At 50.9% G+C, this 18,712-nt stretch carries 19 protein-coding genes and 1 tRNA gene; 11 read left to right on the forward strand and 9 right to left on the reverse strand.

Features of this window, described 5'->3' with window-relative positions:
• Positions 1-10 precede the first annotated feature (10 nt).
• The 7 genes from CFK45_RS04335 to CFK45_RS04365 all read right to left on the reverse strand — a co-directional run bounded on the left by CFK45_RS04335 (position 11) and on the right by CFK45_RS04365 (position 7,443).
• Positions 11-1,381, reverse strand: a complete 1,371-nt coding sequence (locus tag CFK45_RS04335) for a MotA/TolQ/ExbB proton channel family protein (RefSeq protein WP_096085191.1) — start codon at positions 1,379-1,381, stop codon at positions 11-13.
• A complete protein-coding gene (locus CFK45_RS04340; RefSeq protein WP_096085192.1) occupies positions 1,378-2,166 on the reverse strand; it encodes a DUF3450 domain-containing protein in 789 nt (262 codons plus the stop codon). The genes CFK45_RS04335 and CFK45_RS04340 overlap by 4 nt, the downstream gene beginning before the upstream one ends.
• 266 nt (positions 2,167-2,432) lie before the next feature.
• Positions 2,433-2,945, reverse strand: coding sequence for a dihydrofolate reductase (locus CFK45_RS04345; protein WP_096085193.1), 513 nt, complete (start codon positions 2,943-2,945; stop codon positions 2,433-2,435).
• A 5-nt stretch (positions 2,946-2,950) separates the two neighbouring features.
• Positions 2,951-3,784: a thymidylate synthase gene (locus tag CFK45_RS04350; RefSeq protein WP_096085194.1), complete on the reverse strand. Its 834-nt coding sequence runs from the start codon at positions 3,782-3,784 to the stop codon at positions 2,951-2,953.
• The gene (lgt, locus tag CFK45_RS04355) at positions 3,781-4,608 is read right to left on the reverse strand and encodes a prolipoprotein diacylglyceryl transferase (protein WP_096085195.1); all 828 of its coding nucleotides are present in this window, start codon (positions 4,606-4,608) and stop codon (positions 3,781-3,783) included. Before lgt ends, CFK45_RS04350 begins: the two co-directional genes overlap by 4 nt.
• Before the next feature lie 49 nt (positions 4,609-4,657).
• The gene (gene ptsP / locus CFK45_RS04360; protein WP_096085196.1) at positions 4,658-6,928 is read right to left on the reverse strand and encodes a phosphoenolpyruvate--protein phosphotransferase; all 2,271 of its coding nucleotides are present in this window, start codon (positions 6,926-6,928) and stop codon (positions 4,658-4,660) included.
• On the reverse strand, positions 6,928-7,443 hold the full coding sequence (locus CFK45_RS04365) for an RNA pyrophosphohydrolase (protein ID WP_096085197.1): 516 nt from the start codon (positions 7,441-7,443) through the stop codon (positions 6,928-6,930). Before CFK45_RS04365 ends, ptsP begins: the two co-directional genes overlap by 1 nt.
• Before the next feature lie 121 nt (positions 7,444-7,564).
• Between CFK45_RS04365 and CFK45_RS04370 the strand changes: the two genes are divergently transcribed.
• From CFK45_RS04370 to CFK45_RS04395, 6 genes are all read left to right on the forward strand, one after another.
• On the forward strand, positions 7,565-8,224 hold the full coding sequence (locus tag CFK45_RS04370) for a histidinol-phosphatase (RefSeq protein ID WP_096085198.1): 660 nt from the start codon (positions 7,565-7,567) through the stop codon (positions 8,222-8,224).
• A 36-nt stretch (positions 8,225-8,260) separates the two neighbouring features.
• A complete protein-coding gene (locus tag CFK45_RS04375; protein ID WP_158224601.1) occupies positions 8,261-9,343 on the forward strand; it encodes an imelysin family protein in 1,083 nt (360 codons plus the stop codon).
• A 70-nt stretch (positions 9,344-9,413) separates the two neighbouring features.
• Positions 9,414-10,289: an HDOD domain-containing protein gene (locus CFK45_RS04380; protein WP_096085200.1), complete on the forward strand. Its 876-nt coding sequence runs from the start codon at positions 9,414-9,416 to the stop codon at positions 10,287-10,289.
• A gap of 75 nt (positions 10,290-10,364) precedes the next feature.
• Positions 10,365-11,966, forward strand: coding sequence for a methyl-accepting chemotaxis protein (locus tag CFK45_RS04385; RefSeq protein WP_096085201.1), 1,602 nt, complete (start codon positions 10,365-10,367; stop codon positions 11,964-11,966).
• 30 nt (positions 11,967-11,996) lie between these two features.
• Positions 11,997-13,217, forward strand: coding sequence for a hypothetical protein (locus tag CFK45_RS04390; protein WP_096085202.1), 1,221 nt, complete (start codon positions 11,997-11,999; stop codon positions 13,215-13,217).
• 12 nt (positions 13,218-13,229) lie between these two features.
• Positions 13,230-13,640: a type 2 periplasmic-binding domain-containing protein gene (locus CFK45_RS04395; RefSeq protein WP_096085203.1), complete on the forward strand. Its 411-nt coding sequence runs from the start codon at positions 13,230-13,232 to the stop codon at positions 13,638-13,640.
• Between the two features lie 63 nt (positions 13,641-13,703).
• Here CFK45_RS04395 and gcvH read toward each other — a convergent pair whose 3' ends face one another.
• Positions 13,704-14,087 (reverse strand): glycine cleavage system protein GcvH, encoded by a 384-nt coding sequence (gene gcvH / locus CFK45_RS04400; protein ID WP_096085204.1) that lies wholly within the window; start codon positions 14,085-14,087, stop codon positions 13,704-13,706.
• Between the two features lie 22 nt (positions 14,088-14,109).
• Complete coding sequence (gene gcvT, locus CFK45_RS04405; RefSeq protein WP_096085228.1) at positions 14,110-15,198, reverse strand: glycine cleavage system aminomethyltransferase GcvT; 1,089 nt, start codon at positions 15,196-15,198, stop codon at positions 14,110-14,112.
• Positions 15,199-15,369: 171 nt separating this feature from the next.
• Between gcvT and mutY the strand changes: the two genes are divergently transcribed.
• The 5 genes from mutY (at position 15,370) to CFK45_RS04430 (ending at position 18,593) form a co-directional block, all read left to right on the forward strand.
• Entirely contained in the window at positions 15,370-16,404 is a 1,035-nt protein-coding gene (gene mutY, locus CFK45_RS04410; RefSeq protein WP_096085205.1) for an A/G-specific adenine glycosylase, read from the forward strand.
• 22 nt (positions 16,405-16,426) lie between these two features.
• On the forward strand, positions 16,427-16,702 hold the full coding sequence (locus tag CFK45_RS04415; RefSeq protein ID WP_096085206.1) for an oxidative damage protection protein: 276 nt from the start codon (positions 16,427-16,429) through the stop codon (positions 16,700-16,702).
• 99 nt (positions 16,703-16,801) lie between these two features.
• Positions 16,802-16,877 (forward strand) — tRNA-Phe (locus CFK45_RS04420).
• Between the two features lie 849 nt (positions 16,878-17,726).
• Positions 17,727-17,969, forward strand: a complete 243-nt coding sequence (locus CFK45_RS18935; RefSeq protein WP_422652286.1) for a type II toxin-antitoxin system RelE family toxin — start codon at positions 17,727-17,729, stop codon at positions 17,967-17,969.
• 21 nt (positions 17,970-17,990) lie between these two features.
• Positions 17,991-18,593: a Shedu anti-phage system protein SduA domain-containing protein gene (locus CFK45_RS04430; protein WP_096085208.1), complete on the forward strand. Its 603-nt coding sequence runs from the start codon at positions 17,991-17,993 to the stop codon at positions 18,591-18,593.
• Positions 18,594-18,712: the final 119 nt, after the last annotated feature.

Consider the following 18,712-nt stretch of genomic DNA (forward strand, 5'->3'; position numbering starts at 1 on the left):
GACTCTCCTCTTAGCCTTCGGCTTTTCTGGCAATGATACCGGCGCTTTGCTCTTCGAGAATATGAGTGATGCGCTTGGCTTTACCGCTCAAGAAGGTGTGCAGCAGTACGGTTGGGATCGCAACAATCAGACCCATTACCGTGGTTACAAGAGCACTAGAGATACCGCCAGCCATAGCTTTAGGATCACCCGCACCGTAAATGGTGATGGCCTGGAAGACCACAATCATACCGGTAACCGTACCGAGCAGACCCAGCAGAGGTGCAACCATAGAGATAATCTTCAGCGTTGGCAGCAAACTTTCGATTGCCGGGCGCTCTTTCAATACGGCCTCTTCAAGCTTGAGCTCAAGTGACTCGGTGTCGATGCCAGGGTTGTCTTCAGCAACTTTCAACACGCGGCCAAGTGGGTTGTTCGGGTTGGCCTTCTTAGACTTAAGCTGCTTGCTTACTTTCGCACCAATACCGCCGAGGGCAATAAAGCGAATGAATGCAATCAACAGACCGATAACAAAAATTGGGGTAATGAAGTAAGTACCAACAAAACCACCTTGCTGCCAACGCTCTTTGAGGTTAGGTGTATCGATCAAGGCTTTGAGCAGCTGACCTCCAGCAGGGCCGGTAGGGTCAACACCGACTTTGGTAAAACCAGAAGTCGCGTTCTGCAAAGCCAAGCTGTTGTTGTTGGCAGGCTGACGAGCAAGCTCACTTAAGTTGCCCGACTTAGGGTTAAATTCGAGGTACTTGCCGTCTGAAACCAGGTTGTAATTACCGATGCGAACAACAGTGCGCTGATTCTGGTTACCAGAAGGGTCGCTCACGCTGGCGCTGAAGCTGGTCACTTTGCCCGACTCAATAACTTCTTGAAGCAAGAGGCTCCACAGCTTTTCAAGCTCAGCCGTAGTAGGCAGCTTGGTTTCACTGTTCATTTTGTCAATCAGCTCGCTCAGAAACTCTTCGCGACCGGGGAACTGAGCACTGACCAGAGAGCTTTCAATGTTAGAGCGCAAGTCACCGGCGGTTGAAGTCATGTGACCGAAGAGCTCGTTCAGAGCACCTAAACGCTCTTCACGCAAAGTACGCGCTTTTTTAATTTCAGCTTCAAGCTCTTTTGCTTGTGCCTCTAACTGCTCGGAGCGTTTTTCCTGAGCGGCCTTTTCGGCTTTTGCTTGCTCGAGCAACTTAGCTTGCTGAGCGCGCTGCTTTTTAAACTGAGCTTCGCGGCTGCGACTTTCTTTGGTCTCACCGATCTTGCTCTGATTTACCATTTTCAGCAGCTCATCGAGAGAGGCCGCTTTGTCATCCTGGGCAAAGGCGCCAAAAGACATAGACATCAGGCCGGCGGTAACGAGACCTACAATTGCGGATTTAACAGTTCTCATTGCGCAGCCTCCGGAGCGATGATAGGCAGTTGCAGAACGTCGATAGACGCACGTTTATTAGCAATCTTGATGGCTTGGCGAATGGCGTTGCGGTAAGTACCTGCATCGAGTTCTTCCCAAGCACCGTTTTCTTTATTCCAGGCACCGGTCAACTTGGTGTCTTTAGTTTGGTAGACAAGGGCTATGCGACCGATGGCCAACACGTCTACTTCACGATCCTGGCCACCGATGTTCAACGTGTCGGTATAGGTCTCAAGCTTGCGGCCGCTTTCGCCTTCAATAGCGTAGAGCTCAAGAACTTGGCGGAATTTTTCAGCGATAGAGAAGTCGGCGCGATCCATGTTGTCGCGGACTTTGTCAATCTCTTCAAGGCGCATATCCAGCTGAGTCGGCATATCGAGCTCAACAAACTGCTCCAGGGCATCAAGCATGCGGACAGCCAGAGGCGGAATCTGACGCTGCAGCACGGTAATGTTATTGATGGAGTCGTTTAGCTCCTGGATTTTTTGCTGCTGCTTTTCGATCTGCTTGCTCAGCTGAGCGTTGTAGACTTTGAGGCCTTCAATGTCTTTGCTGACCAATTTGTATTTTTGCAGCAGATCACCGGACTCCTCAGCCATTTTGTTAATGCGCTGCTGAGATTTTTGTGCGGCAACGGTTTTTGACTGACTGGCAGCCAAAACCTTGTCGATATCTTTATCTGCAAGTGCAACGCTGCTAAACATTGCCCCGGCAGAAACGGCTGTACCCAAGAGTACCGCCTTTACTCGCTGATGTTTGTTCATATTCCCCCCAACCTGGGTACTAAGACAAAAAAAGAATTCCAATAACTTGGAACGGCAAACTACTGACTCTAGGCCAAATATCACTGAAGTATAGTCAGCCCGGAGCCTAAAATTCAGACGAACGATTCTAATAAGACCTCTTTGTAACATTCAAACCTTAATAAGGAAGCCCTATAAGAGGTCACGCCAAGCATAACAAAAGGTAACACAATCAGACCCAGTTACCGCACCGGGTAACACCGAGGTAACACTAGCTCAGTTTCTATTCAGGGTGCCATTTTTTTGTAGCTTACAAAGGCGTAAGACGGCTCTGAGCCAGAGCTGGCGGGATATTGCTGTCGATCAAATTCCTTCCAAATAGCCTTGTTTATTTGCGGAAAAAATGCATCGCCCTCAATGTCAAGTTCAACTTCGGTAACATGTAGAACATCGGCTTTTTCGATAAGCTGAGTGTATATATTGGCGCCACCTACAATCATAAACTTGTCTAAACCGTCGTCCGCTGCGAGCTCGGTTGCACAGGAAAGCGCCTCATTTAAGCTGTGACAAACGATGACACCGTCCGCTGCCCGCCACTTTTCATCCCTGGTTACGACTATGGTGGTGCGCCCCGGTAACGGTCGGCCGATGCTTTCATAGGTTAAGCGCCCCATAACCATCGGGTGCCCCATCGTCAACGCCTTAAAATGCTTCAGGTCCGCAGGTAATTTCCACGGCAAGCTGTTGTTAACTCCAATAACGTTGTTCTGCGCCATCGCTACAACAATATGCATTTCCATAATATTTACACCGAAATTGGCGCGCTGATGCGCTCGTGACACTGGTAATTGCGCAGTTCAAAATCGTCGTAACTAAAATCAAAGATATTTTTAACTGACGGGTTTAAATGCATCGTTGGCTTGGCAAAAGGCTCGCGCTGGAGCTGCGTTTCAACCTGCTGCATATGGTTCAAATACAAATGCGCATCGCCAAAGCTGTGCACAAAATCCCCCGGTTCTAAGTCGCAGACCTTGGCCACCATCAAGGTAAGCAAAGCATACGAAGCAATATTAAATGGCACCCCGAGAAATACATCGGCACTGCGCTGGTAGAGCTGGCAGCTCAATTTGCCATCGAGCACATAAAACTGAAACAGTGTGTGACACGGAGGCAGGGCCATCAGCCCTCGCTCGGCATTGATATTCGGTGCGACACCTTCATCGGGCAACAGCGCGGGATTCCACGCACTAACAATCAAACGGCGCGAATCGGGCTTATTTTTTATCTGTTCAATAACATCAGAAATTTGATCAATCGTAGTGCCGTCGCCACGCGCCCAAGAACGCCACTGAACGCCGTACACCGGGCCGAGCTCGCCGGTCTCTGTCGCCCACTCATCCCAAATACTAACGCCATTGTCGTTGAGGTACTTGATATTGCTATCGCCTTTTAGGAACCACAACAGCTCGTGAATAATGCTTTTTAAATGGCATTTTTTTGTGGTGACAAGGGGAAAGCCTTCGCTTAGGTCAAAGCGCATCTGATAACCAAAAACACTGATGGTACCGGTGCCTGTCCGGTCTGACTTTTTAACCCCGTTGTCGCGAACGTGGCGCATTAAATCGAGATACTGTTTCACGCGTTGCTCCTATTATCTTGCACCTTGGCCGCCCCATCTCTATTTGCTTTGATATAAGCACCTGCAAAAAATATAAGCCCTATGATCACCATCGGAACACAGAGGATTTGCCCTCGAGTCATCCAGCCAAACAGATCAAACTGAATATGGGCATCCGGCTCACGGAAAAATTCAACCGTGAAACGGAAGCTGCCATAGAGAATCAAAAACAGCGAACTGACCGCCGCCGTTGGGCGCGGTTTGCGCGAGTAAATCCACAGCACGACAAATATAACAATGCCCTCGAGAAAAGCCTCGTAAAGCTGGGATGGGTGGCGACTAAGCTGCTCGGGATCTTTAGGAAAAATCATGCCCCAAGCGCTGTCCGTTGGCCGCCCCCACAATTCCTGGCCAATAAAGTTGCCAATACGGCCAAAAAATAACCCCGCGGGCACCAAAGGTGCAGCAAAGTCCATCATCTTCAAAAACGGCTGCTTTATCTTGCGCGTATAGAGCCACATCGCCACCACCACACCGAGCATGCCGCCGTGAAAGCTCATGCCGCCCTCCCACAAACGGAATAACCACAGAGGGTCGGCAACAAAATCTGCAAAATTGTAAAACACCACATAGCCGATGCGGCCCCCGGCAACAACACCAACAGCAGCGTAAAACACCGCGTCTTCCATCTGCTTGGGCTTAACCGGGCTCCAGCTTTTGCGCGCGCGCAACAGGCCAAGACCGAGCGCCGAGGCAAAGGCCAGCAGGTACATAATTCCGTACCAGTGAATTTTCAACGGCCCGAGCGCTATCGCAACGGGGTCTATTTCCGGGTAGGTAAACATAGGGGCTCCATAAATAGAAAAGGCTCAGTCTGCGCGTTAAAGATGACTTTTAATCGACAAAATGAGATTCCGAGCCAAAACGCATGACCCGGCTTAAACCTGCGCGCTTGAACGCTTCTTCAAGGCGGCGGTTAACGCTGGGGGCATCGGTAAGGCCGAGCACATCGCTGAGCAAGATGCGGATTTGCTCGGAGCTGACGGCGCGAATAACGGATTTAACTTTTAACAGGTTTGTGGCGTTCATCGACAGCATGTCATATCCCATGCCCACCAACAACAGTGCCGCAGCCGGGTCACCGGCGAGTTCACCGCAGACGGAGACCGGCGTATTTTTTGCCCGCGCATCTGCGGCAATAGTCGCCAGCGCTTTGAGCACCGCCGGGTGCAAGCTGTGATACAGATCCGCCACACGCGGGTTGTTGCGATCCACCGCAAGTAAATACTGGGTCAGGTCGTTGGAGCCGACTGAGAGGAAATCAACCCGGTCGGCAATAGCGTCAATTTGATAAACCGCCGCGGGCACTTCAATCATCACCCCAACCGGGGGCATCTTAACCTCATAGCCCTCGTCTTTGATTTCGTCGTAGGCGCGATAAATAAGCATGAGCGCCACTTCGAGCTCGGGCACATTGCTGATCATCGGCAGCATAATGCGCAAATTATCGAGCCCCTCACTGGCCTTGAGCATGGCTCTAACTTGACCGAGGAAAATTTCAGGGTGATCGAGCGTCACCCGAATACCGCGCCAACCGAGAAAAGGGTTGTCTTCACTAATAGGGAAATACGGCAGGGCTTTATCGCCACCAATATCGAGGGTGCGCATTGTGACCATGCGCGGCGCAAAGGTGCTCAATTGCTCGCGATAAACCACGCGCTGCTCTTCTTCACTGGGGAAGCGCTCGCGCAACATAAAAGGTATTTCAGTGCGATAAAGGCCAACACCTTCGGCCCCGCGCTCAAGCGACAGCATCGCATCCGCCACCAAGCCCGTGTTGACCCACAGTTCAACGCGGTGCTTGTCGACCGTTTCACACGGCAAATCTTTTATCGATTCAAGGCTCGCAACCAGCTGCTTGTCTTCGTTGAGAATCTCTTCGTAGTGGACCCTTACCTGCTCACTTGGATCGCTATATACCGCGCCGCGATAACCGTCGACAACAATTTCGTGCCCCTCGAGGCGGGTAAAGGGCAGGTCAACAGCCCCCATCACCGTCGGTATGCCGAGCGAGCGCGCCAAAATAGCGATGTGGGAGTTCGAAGACCCGCGTATCGACACAATGCCCGCCAGCTTATCGACCGGCACCTCGGCCAAGTTCGACGCCGTCAGTTCTTCGCCAACTAACACGGTGTTGTCGGGATACTGCTTGTCTTCTGGCGAAGCTTGCTGCAAATAAGCCAGCACCCGGGCGCCCAAGTCGCGCACATCGCTGGCCCGTTCACGCAGATATGGGTCATCCATACGCGAGAAAACCGCAACGTGCTCGAGTATCACTTCCGACCAGGCGTACTGAGCACTTAAGCCACTGCGGATACGCTCGGCCACCTCTCCGCCAACCGAGGCATCGTCAAGCAGGCCGGCGTATGCGTCAAAGAGGATGCGCTCCTCTTTATTGAGGTGGCTTTCAAGTTGGGCGCTCAAGCCGCTGATATCTTTCTTAACAGCCTCTATGCTGTCGTAAAAATACTGAAGCTCGGCGTCGACGTCGTCACTTTTTGCAAACGGCACGGCCTTTAAATCGGCCACCGGCGTAATCACTACACACTTACCAATCGCAACCCCAGGTGCCCCGCCGACCCCGAGAAAGCGCGCCTCCGCCTTCTGGCCTATCTCCGCCAAACCACCGGTCGCTTCTGCATGAGCAATCACCGCAGCGAGCTGCGCCGACATGGTCACCAAAAAAGCTTCTTCGCCCTCGTCAAACTTGCGGTTTTTGGTCTCCTGTACCACCAACACCCCGAGAACCTGGCGGTGATGAATAATCGGCACACCGAGAAACGAGCTGAACACCTCTTCGCCGGTTTCTGGGAAATAGCGATAAGCTTTATGGGAATCGGCCTTATCGAGGTTCAGCGGCTCTTCGCGAGCGGCAACCAAACCGACTAAGCCCTCGCCGCGCTCAAGCCTGACTTTACCTATAGCTTCAGCGCGCAAGCCCTCGGTCGCCATCAGCGCAAAATGCTCTTTGCCTTCGCGCAGGTAGACCGAGCACACCTCGGTATCCATTGCCGAGCGCACACGCGCGACGATGATGTTTAACACCTCGCGTAAACTGGCGGCCGTATTGACCTCCTGAACTATGCGTCGCAATGAGTCGAGCATTAATGTGTACCGCTTCTGTGCCCGGATTTAAGCTCGCCGAAACGGCGATGATAGATGGGGCTGAGCTCTTTTAAGGCTTTGCGATAAACTTCGCGCTTAAAAGAGACAACCTTGGAAAGTGGGTACCAATAGCTAACCCAATCCCAGGTATCAAACTCAGGTTTGCCATTTGTATTCAGGTCGATGGCCCGCTCTTCGCTTACTAACTCAAGCAAAAACCACTTCTGCTTTTGGCCAATACACTGCGGCTCTTTAGGCCGCACAAGTTTCTTTGGCAATCGATAACGCAGCCAGCCGCGGGTCACCCCGAGCATTTTGACATCGGCCGGGCTCAGCCCAACTTCTTCCATTAACTCGCGGTAAAGAGCACTTTCAGGCGCCTCGTCGTTATCGATACCACCCTGAGGAAACTGCCAGGCGTCTTGACCGCCTATGCGTCGGGTCCACAGTAAACGCCCTTGCTGGTCGGCAAGTATTATCCCTACATTTGGGCGAAAACCATCAGCATCGAGCACCCTTGCTCCCCCTATAACTGTTACAATCCTCCGCTATTGTTTCACAAATATCGCTCTTCATCAGCAATTTTACTTAGATAAGCAAGCTCGGCTTGAGCCAGATTCAGGAATTAAGCACACCGTGACCTTAGCCATTTTTGATCTCGACAACACTTTGATCGCGGGCGACAGCGATCACCTCTGGGGAGAGTTTCTTGTCGAAAAACAGCTTGTCGACAGCGAGCGCTTCAAACAAAGCAATGATCGTTTTTACGAAGATTACTGCCGTGGCGAGCTTGATATAGAAGCCTATTTGCGTTTTGCTCTCGAGCCCCTCACTCAGTTCAGCAGCGAACAGCTAAACACATTGCACAGCGAATTTATGGCAGAAAAAATCCTGCCTATCTGGCTGCTCAAGGCCGAGGCCCTGGTCGACGAGCACCGTCAGGCTGGGCACACGCTGCTAGTCATTACCGCCACCAACCGATTTGTAACCGAGCCCATCGTCAACAAGCTGCGCATCCCCAACTTGCTCGCCAGTGAAGGCGAAATAATCGACGGCCGCTACACCGGCAATATTGCAGACACGCCGTGTTACGCCGGAGGCAAAGTTATTAGGCTCAACGCCTGGCTAGAACAACAAGAGTGTGACTTTGATTTGGCCGAGGCCTATTTTTACAGCGACTCGTTCAACGATCTGCCGCTGCTGAAGCTGGTTGGCAAACCCAGGGCGGTCGACCCAGACCCGACGCTAAAGCAAAGCGCGACAAGCGCCTCATGGCCTATACTCAGCCTGCGTTAGCTGCGAACAAGCCTAATGCCCAACCAGGATCACCGCGTGAAACAGCTGTATATCGTTATTGCCCTGAGCTTTGCCTTCATACTCAGCGCCTGCGAAAAACAAGAGCAACAAAAACAAACTCAGGTAACTCAAACGGAGTTAAACCTCGATTCAGCCAACAGCACACTTTGGGCAAGTTTTGCAGCGGCAGCGCAACAAGCCCTGCTGCGCGCCGAATTTTTACAAAGCGCCATTGACGCCCTATTACAAAACAGCGATCAAGCGCATCTTGTCGCCGCCCAGCAAGCCTGGCGCGATGCCGAACAGAGCTTTTTACAGCTCAGCTTACTTGAGCAACTAAGCCTGGTAGAAGCAACCGCCTTTGGCCCGGTTCAGTTAAGACTTTACGATGTCGCCGCACAGCCGATCCAACCCGGTTATTTAGACCGCTTTGGCCCCTACCCATATTCCGGCCTGGTCTACGATATCGGAGTTGAACTCAACGAGCCCCAACTGCGCAACCAGCACGGCCTCACCGACCGCGAAGAGGTCGTACTCGGCCTCTACGCTATCGAATTTATGCTTTTTGGCGAAGAGCAAAAGCGCGGCAGCGAAGATTACCGGGCTTATACTGAGCTCGACCAGCAAATGCTTGAGCAGCAGTTTAGCTCTGTCGATGAGCTGCCGAGCATGCGCCGCAGGCAACTGTTAAAACTGCAGGCCTCACTGCTGGTCAAGGACTGCCAGCGACTAGAACAGAGCCTCAGCAAACAAGAACAAAGCCGAGCAAGCTGGCAGCTACTAACTCCGCAGCAACAGGTGCAATCTATTCGCACGGCAATTTCTGCCGGGCTCACGCAGACACTGCTGGCGCTTGGCCAACTGCAACAGCAACTCAGCAACACTGAAGACAGCGAGGCTCAGCAAGCTCTGTTTGCAGCCTTTCAAAGCCAGGTGAGCAAGGTGCAAAGCTTTAATGCTGCCTTAGCTTTTTACTCCAACCCCGAATACGACGCACTTGCGCAAGTCATAAAACAAAGCCAGAGCCAGCTGCAGGCAGAGCACATGCAAAGCCTGGATGCGGAACAGCAAAAGCAAGTTTTAAGCGCGTTTTACAAGCAACTTAAGTCACTGATTTAAGCACTGGGCAAGCTTGCTGCTCGGTTAGGCTAGGCTAGACTCATAAGAGTCAGCGTGTCGAGCAGTGGCCATGCCTCCAGAACTCAGCCAGGAACAAATACAAAGCATTCTTCAGGGCATCAGCATTCCGCCTCAACCGCAGATCCTCGTCGATCTGCAAATGGAACAACTAAACCCCGACTGCGACATTAGCAACATTGCCAAACTCATCTCGCAAGACGTCGGCCTAAGCGGCGCCATATTAAAAATCGTCAACAGCCCGTTTTACAAACTGAGCAACACCATCACCTCCATTCAACAGGCAGTTAGCCTGCTTGGCGTGAACAGTGTGGTTAATCTTGTCAACGCCCACTCAATTAAAGGGGCACTCAGCGACGACGATATTATTTCTCTCGGCCGCTTTTGGGACAGCGCCATGGAGATTGCCCAAGCGTCGACGGTTATCGCCAAACAAATCGGCTTTAATCAAGTTGATGAAGCCTACACGCTCGGCCTCTTTCACAATGCCGGTGTCCCCTTACTGATGAGCCGCATCAATAATTACGCCGACGTTATTCAACAGTCCTATGCCTGCGAGTACCGCCGCATCACCGAAACCGAAAACCAACTAATAAAAACCAATCACGCTGTTGTCGGTTATTACGTCGGCAAAAGCTGGAATCTTCCGCGCTATATGTGCGAAGCCATCCACGAACACCATCACGTGCTTAAGGTGCTGCAAAAGGACGAAGCTGATAGCACTAAAAAAACCCTGCTGACCATACTCAAGATGGCAGAGCACTGCTGCGCCAGTTACCGCGTACTCGGCCAACAAGAAATCGATCACGAGTGGCTGCAAATAAAAGACAACGTACTTTTATACTGTGGCCTGAGCGAATATGAATTTGCCTCGTTGCAAGAACAAATTCGCGAACTCGGTCTCGGCGCCATCGATTATTACAATTGAGCTAAACACTCGCGCATTTAGCAAGCTTCGACTATACCTAAATGGTATATCGCGTTTTAGAGCACGAGGCTTGTTTTGCGCTTAAGTATTTTTAACAAAATCATTTTAATTATTGTCACCGCGAGCTTAGGTTTTGCTCTGTACGTTGTGGCAAATATGTTCTCAACCTCGGTCAACAAAAATAATTTGACACAAATTGGCGAGGTGCAGGTACCCCTGCTACTTGAAGCTCAGAACGCTTCAAACCTGCTGCTGCGCATTGATGATCAATTACAGCTGGCGGTAACAACCGGTGAGACCGAACAAATTATTCAAGCCGAAACCACCAAAGCCAAACTCGATGAAAGCCTGCGCAATATCCAGTCTTTATTTCCCGGCGAACGAATCGACAGCCTGATTCGCGCTGAAGAACACTACTTTCGTTTAGCTCACGAACTCAGCAGCGGCATCGTTCAAGACACCATTGATTTCAGTCAAGTGGGTGGGCTTTCACAAAATAAAGCCAGTGCATTTAGGTCGGTAACCGAAGCCTTGACCGAACTCGAGCAAGTTCAAAAAGAAAGCCTACAAGCACTGGTTGACGAGGCCAATGAAAGCAATAGCCGGGCCCTGATGATGGGCGTGAGCATCGGCATCGGCACGCTCATTATTTTGTGCATGGTTGGCATTCCTATCGCACTTAATGTTCGCCACAACCTAAATTCCGTTCGCTATTCATTAAAAAATATGGCTCAGGGCTCGGGCGACCTAACTACCCGCATCCACCAGGCAAGCCAAGACGAAGTTGGCCAGCTTGTTCGCCAATTTAACAACGTTATGGAAAAGCTGCAGCAAACCTTTAAAGAGGTGATACACAGCGCGGCGCCACTTGGCGATGTTGCCAGTGAACTAAACCGCGTTGTTGACCAAACTACGCGGCAAATTTCAGAGCAGCGGGCGGCAAGTAGCGAAGCGGCTCGCGCTGCGGCGGAAGTCAACGACAATATCGGCGGCGTTGCCAGCAATACCGATCAGGCCTCTCACGAAGCCACGCTCGCCAACGACAAAGTCAGCGAAGGTCAGCGAGTTGTTAACAGCACTGCAGACAATATCAGCCGGCTCGCCGATGCGATGGAAGAAGCCTCAAGTGTTGTCAGCCAACTCGAGTCCGATACTGGCTCAGTTGGCATGATACTCGAGGTCATCCGCGGCATTGCCGAACAGACAAATTTACTGGCTCTAAACGCCGCCATCGAGGCCGCTCGCGCTGGCGAACAGGGCCGTGGTTTTGCCGTTGTTGCCGATGAAGTGCGCTCACTTGCATCCAAAACCCAGCAGAGCACCGAAGAGATCGACACTCTAATCAGCCAGCTGCAGCAAAATGCGGTGCGCGCTAGCAGCTCGATGAAAAGCTCAACCGAACAAGCGCGCGCAAGTGTCGAAGAAGCTCACCTGGCGAGCGAGCAACTGAATTTCATCGCCAACTCAATGGCCAATATTCAAGGCGTTAGCGCAGAGGTTGCCCACGCGGTCGAAGGCCAAAAACAACTAGCGCAAAGCATTTTAGAGCACGTTGAGCATGTCGATAGCATCGCCGTTGAGGCCGATCAGCAAACCGCAGCCCTGAGCCATAGCAGTGAAGCCCTGCACACCCAGGCCGAGCAGCTCAAACACATCACCAGTCAATTCAAAGTTTAACCCCCCTCTTTTAATAAAAAGGAGATTTACATGAGCACCAATAATAAAGCCAGCATTGCACTGGCGGGAAGCTTATGCCTTGGCCTCGCTGCAGCGCAAGCTTCAGCCGAGCTACAGTGGAACGGCTTTATTACCGCTGGCGGCGGTATGGCCTCAGAGGACGGCCTTTTCGGCTACGAAGAAGACCTGACCTTCAACAATGAAAGCATACTCGGCCTGCAACTAACCGGGGATATTAGCGATAAACTCAGCGCCACAGGCCAGATCGTCGCACGCGGCGACGAAGATATGGAGGTCGACGTCTCCTGGGCCTATTTGAGCTATAAAGCCACGGATAAAACAACACTCAGGCTCGGGCGCTTCCGAACTCCTTTTTATCTTTATTCTGACTTTCTCGAAGTCGGTTATGCCTACCACTGGATCAGCCCACCGAATGATGTTTACTCTCTTCCAGCAGATAGCATCGACGGCTTTGACGTTGTTTACAACACCCCGCTTGGCGCCACCGACTTCACTGCACAGTTTTACGGCGGTTCAGTCGACAGCGAATTTACCGTTAGCGGCGAGCCCGTCGAAACCGATATCCGCAACCAAGCCGGCCTCGCACTAACCTTAAACTGGGAGTGGCTGACACTCAGAGCGAGCCACCACTACGCAGCCAAGGTAAACTTTGTTGGCCTTGAAGATGCCCCAATACCCGTTGTCGGCAGCATTGGCGCTTTACAAGATGGCTTGGAGACACTGACAGCGGTTACCGGAGATCAGGGTTATGCCCAAGCTGCATCAAACCTAAGTGTTGAGGACGTCGAATACACCTTTGATGAGATCGCCATTAAAATTGAATGGAACAATATTCTTTTTGTTGCCGAAGCAACCGAACTCAAAGCTGAATCCGGCCTAACTGATCAGCAAAATCGAAACTACGTCAGTCTCGGCTACAACATCGGCCCGGTGCTGCTACATGTTACTCAGAGCCGCGCTGATGACGACGTGGCGGCAATCGCCGATACCATCACCGTATTGGACCCGGGAGTTTGGGGCGCTGAGCTCTCGGCGCAAAGTGCAGGGGCAAAACTTGCAGTAAACGGGCTCGCCGAGCGCTTTGCTGTTGTCGATCGCACCACCAACACGCTCGGAGTGCGCTGGGACTTTACTCCGGGAGCGGCATTTAAGATCGAAGGCTCAGACGTCGACTACGACGATGGAACAAGTGGCCAGATTTACCGCTTTGTTATCGACGCGGTTTATTAAGGAGAACTAAACATGAACAAGACATTTATTTTATTAGTTCTACTGGCTTTAAGTTTTTCTGCAAGTGCCGAAATCGCCGTTATAGTCAGCAGCGCCAGCCCAATTAGCAGCGCTGATGCAAAAGAGCTTGAGCGGCTCTACCTGGGTAAAAGCAAAAAGATCGGCGGCAGCAACGCCGTACCCGTTAATCAAAAAGCGGGCAGCTCCGCCGCCAGCCACTTTAATCAAACGGTATTAGGCAAAAGTGACAGCCAGGTCAAAGCCTATTGGTCCAAGCTTGTATTTACCGGCAAAGGTACTCCGCCCAAAGAAATGCCCGACGATGCAGCCGTAATTGCAGAGGTCAGCGCTTCGGACAGCAGCGTTGGTTATGTTGATGCCGGCGCCGTCAACGACAGCGTTAAAGTTATTGCCAGCTATTAAATAAACAAAGCCCGGCAATACACTAAGCCCCTTACGAAAAAGGGCTCCAATTGGAGCCCTTTTTTATTCTACTGACGCCTTATAAGCTTCGGCATCAAGCGCGTTGTCCAGCTCACCAATTTCAGATGGCTTCACTTTAAAAAACCAACCATCGTCGTAAGGGCTTGAATTAACCGTCTCTGGCGCTTCTTCAAGCTGTTCGTTAACCGCAATAACTTCGCCACTGACAGGCGAATAAATATCCGAAGCGGCCTTCACACTTTCAACCACACCAGCTTCGGTATTGGCAGTGACTTCAGAGCCGAGCTCGGGCAGCTCGACAAAAACAACATCACCGAGCGCCTCTTGCGCGTGATCGGTAATGCCCACAGTAACAGTACCGTCGCTTTCTACACGGGCCCACTCGTGGCTAGGTAAATATTTTAGCTCGTCTCGCAATTCACTCATCTTAGGCCTCACCTAATTTATCTTATATAGCTTTTACAATGTTGGCGCCGTTGCGCACAAAACAGGGTTTTACAATGTCGACCGCAACTTCTTTGTTGCGAATAATAACCTGGCATTCGCCATTAAACTCCACTGGCACCCTGGCCAGAGCTATCGACGTAGACAGCGTCGGAGAAAAACTGCCGCTGGTAATCAGGCCACTGGCTTCTGAGCCCGACATGCGCACTTCTTGCCCAGCGCGCAGCACACCTTTGCCTTTAATAAGCAGGCCAACTAATTTGTTTTTTACGCCGTCGGCTTTTTGCTGCAGCAGAGCTTTCTTGCCGATAAAGTCCCGGCCGCTGTCGCTCCAGTCAAGCGTCCAACTCATATTGGCTTCGAGCGGGCTGATTGCTTCATCCATCTCGTGGCCGTATAAGTTCATGCCAGCCTCAAGGCGCAGTGTATCGCGAGCCCCAAGACCACACGGAGCAACACCCACTTCGCCAAGTTGTTGAACAAAAGCCACAGCCTCGCTTGCGGGCAAAATCACTTCGTAGCCATCTTCGCCGGTATAACCGGTGCGGGCGACAAACACATTCGATGTTTTGTACTTAACATCGGCGCCGACAAATACACCCAAATCGGGCACAGGCAGCAATTGCCCAACCAAAGCGCGCGCCTTAGGGCCCTGCACGGCGAGCATGGCCAGCTCATCGCGCTCGATCAAGCTAACCTCAAAGTTAGCCGCCTGTTTTTGCATCCAGGCCAAATCTTTTTCGCGAGTCGCGCAGTTCACCACCACACGATAGCCAAAGTCACACAAATAGACGATCAAGTCATCAATAACCCCAGCGCGCTCATTGAGCATGCCGCTGTAGAGCGCCTTGCCGGGCTGGGTCAGTTTGGCAACATCGTTTGCCAACAAAAACTGTAAATAGCGCTTGGCGTCAGCACCGTGAACATCGAGCACGGTCATATGGCTGACATCAAACCAGCCGGCGCCTTGCCGAACTCGATGGTGCTCTTCCATCTGTGAACCGTAATGCAAAGGCATCAGCCAACCGCCAAAGTCCACCAGCTTGGCCCCGAGCTCTCTGTGCAAATCTACCAGTGCAGTCTCTTTAAGCATGCGTTCACCGAACATCTAACAAAGCCGCGCATTGTAGCCGATGCTCTTCGCTCAGAACATAGCCGGGCCCGGCTTCACAAGCTGGCACAACACAAAAACAAGAAAGTGCCCAATACACAGTGCTGGCCGCCCACTTTATGCGCGTGCATAATGGCCCGCCGAGGAGAAACGATGACCAACAGTTTTAGCGCCAAACTGCTGCGCTGGTTCGACCAACACGGCCGCCACGACCTGCCCTGGCAACACCAAGCCAGCCCTTACAAAACCTGGCTAAGCGAAGTCATGTTGCAGCAAACCCAGGTGAGCACCGTTATCCCCTATTTTTTGCGTTTTATCGAGCGCTTCCCGACCCTAAAACAACTGGCCGATGCCGACATTGACGAGGTTATGCACCTGTGGACAGGCCTGGGTTATTACAGCCGCGCACGCAACCTGCACCGCTGCGCCCAAGAGATTCGCGATCACTACAACGGTGAACTGCCGCAACAGCTGGAACAACTTCAGGCCCTGCCCGGCATAGGTCCGTCAACGGCCGCCGCGATTGCGAGCATCGCTTTTAATCAAAGCACGGCGATACTTGACGGCAACGTTAAGCGAGTACTCACTCGCTTTCATGCGATCGAGGGCTGGCCGGGAAAACGAGAGGTCGAAAAGCAGCTGTGGCAGCTCGCTCAAGAGCACATGCCCAAAAAACGCTGCGGCGACTACACCCAGGCAATTATGGATCTCGGCGCCACCTTGTGCACCCGCAGTAAAGCCCAGTGCCAGGCCTGCCCAATGAAAGCCGACTGCCAAGCCCTGGCGCTTGAGCGGGTACAGGATTTCCCCTACAGCAAACCGAAGCAAAACAAGCCGGTAAAAGAAGCCCAACTGCTTATTATCCGCCGCCAGAGCGGCGAAATCGCGCTGCAGCTTCGCCCCCCAACCGGCATCTGGGGAGGCCTGTGGAGCCTGCCCGAACTCAAGTTAGACGAAAGTCCCGAAGACTTTGTGCAAAGCCACTTTGGCGAAGTGCTGGCCCAGCAAAAGCGCGATAAATTCAAACACGTCTTTTCCCACTACAGCTTGCTTATACACCCTGTTGAAATTCAACTTGGCCGCGAGCACGGAAAAATCATGGAGCAGGGCCAGCTGCTCTGGTATAACCCCCACTTTCCGCAGGAAGTTGGCCTCGCCGCCCCGGTAAAATCCCTGCTACACCTGTAAGCCACCGCCAGAAGGAAACCGCATGTCCCGCACCGTGTTCTGCCGCAAATACCAACAAGAACTGCCCGGCCTGCCCGTGCCCCCTCTGCCCGGCGCCAAAGGCCAGGAACTATATGACAACGTCAGCGCCAAAGCCTGGCAGGAATGGCTAAGCCACCAAACCATGCTAATTAACGAAAAGCAGCTCAACCTGATGGATATGACAGCCCGTGCCTACCTCAGCGAGCAGATGGAAAAGTTCTTTGCCAATCAAGGCCTGGACGAAATCGAAGGCTACGTCGCCCCGGAAGATAAGTAGGCAAAAATAAGTGAAATCAACGCTTGACTCGCAACAATGTTGCAGGTTTAATACGCGCCTCGTTCGCCAAGCAGCCCAACCCTAGCTTGTGCAAACACTGCCCAGATAGCTCAGTCGGTAGAGCAGGGGATTGAAAATCCCCGTGTCGGTGGTTCGATTCCGCCTCTGGGCACCATAATTTAAAATGGCCTGCAGCAATGCAGGCCTTTTTTGTTTGGGCCTAAGAAACCTCAAAGGCTCCACATTGCTTGCACATAAAAATAAAAGCCGCTGATTTTGCGCAGTGCATACAGCATCTGCCCGCGAGAAAAATTAGCCCACAAACAAACTCTGCTTTCCTTTCAGCCCCCCCCCTTGTGAAAACGCTGCTTGCTCTTAAGTCCTGATAGCTTGAGCTTTTTACCCTTACTTTAATTCCTCTAGCCCACCCAATGCTCGTTTTGCGCAGGCGTGAGCAGGAGTGCTTTTTACCCAAATCAAGTGCTTAGAATTTAATCATTGATCACAAAAGGAGCATTAACGTAATATCAATATGTAAGGAAAAAAACAGATAACTAAAATGGAATTCAATAATAGCTGCCCACTTGCTGGGCCTTGTAAACCAACCTGTGCGATTCAGTTCAAACTGATTAACTTATTAAAGAATGACTTCAGCACATTGCAGCCATCGTTATTCGACCCAAAGCGGCTGTTCGAAACTGATTTTCCGCATTGACTCGGTTTGATTGCCATCAGAGAGCAATTCCACTTAACTCGAAAGTAAAAGCTCTACGTGCTTGTTTAGCATGGTTTTTTTGGTGGTATGTTGGGATAAGTGGAATAGGTGCCATATATTCCGAGAGCAAGGTGCATATTGGTGCCTAGGCGGCTGTTTTTATTGGAACTATTCGGCGGCAGGGGTAAAGCCTATCGTGGTTAAAAGGAAATATTCCTATTAATAAGCTGTTAGGTTTCCGGCGTACGTTGAGCGAATTTTATAGGAAATAACGGGAGAGCAATGATAGTTAAAGTTAGCCAAAAAGCCATGAAGTCGCTAGCATCGCTTCCTAGAGATGTTCAAGCTAAAGCTCGAAGGGCTGTAGAGTATATAAAGTCAGATAATGAACGATCGGTTAAACCAAACAAGTTGAAGGGTGGCCGAAATTTATATTCAGGAAGTGTAGATTCGAAATATAGAGTCATTTATTCCAAAAGCAAAGACACTATAACCATAGTAGATATCATAAAAGTTGATACTGTAGCTAATGTAATGAGGTCAGAATCATGATCTCGCTAAACACAGGGCAACTTGAAAAAAAAACAGCTAAGAAAAGAATTAGATGAGTTAAATAGTCTACTTGTTAAAAAGTCAGAGATAGGCGAAACAGAACTGCTTGATTTTTTCAAAGTTAGGCCTCAGTTGATTCTGCTAATGGGGCGGGTCGTTGGTGTAGATGCGCCCCAAAAATACAATAATGAGTTACCCTTAATAGGAAAGTTTCGTTCCGACTTCGTAGTGACGAATGACTCTCAAAGCAATTATTCGTTTATCGAATTTGAAGATGCCAAAGAAAATTCGATATTCAATAAAACTAAGAATAAGAAAACTTCTGTATATCCATGGGCCTCAAGGTTTGAACACGGTTATAGCCAAGTGATTGATTGGTATCTTCATCTGTCCGTAAATAATCAGACTCAGAATATGAAGTCTGAATTTGGATCTTATCAAATTAGTTATTCTGGGGCGCTAATAATAGGGCGAAGTAGCTCTTTAAATAGAGGTGATTGCAATGAGCGGTTTGAGCAGAGAGTAGAGAAATCGCTCATTGATAGTAAGCATATTACTTGCTACACCTTTGATGACTTATATGAAGCAATGGAAGATCAGTATGCAATATTATCTTCCTTCTAAAAAACCTAACAAAGCGTTTCACCGGACAAGCCAGTGAACGCAGCGTTGAGACTGTAGAAAAACTCATTTCCTTCCCTGTATGTTGATAAAATGCGATAAGTTAATCCGGGGTGACTTAT

This window comes from Agaribacterium haliotis (assembly GCF_002312815.1).
In the GTDB taxonomy this organism is placed as follows: Bacteria; Pseudomonadota; Gammaproteobacteria; order Pseudomonadales; family Cellvibrionaceae; genus Agaribacterium; species Agaribacterium haliotis.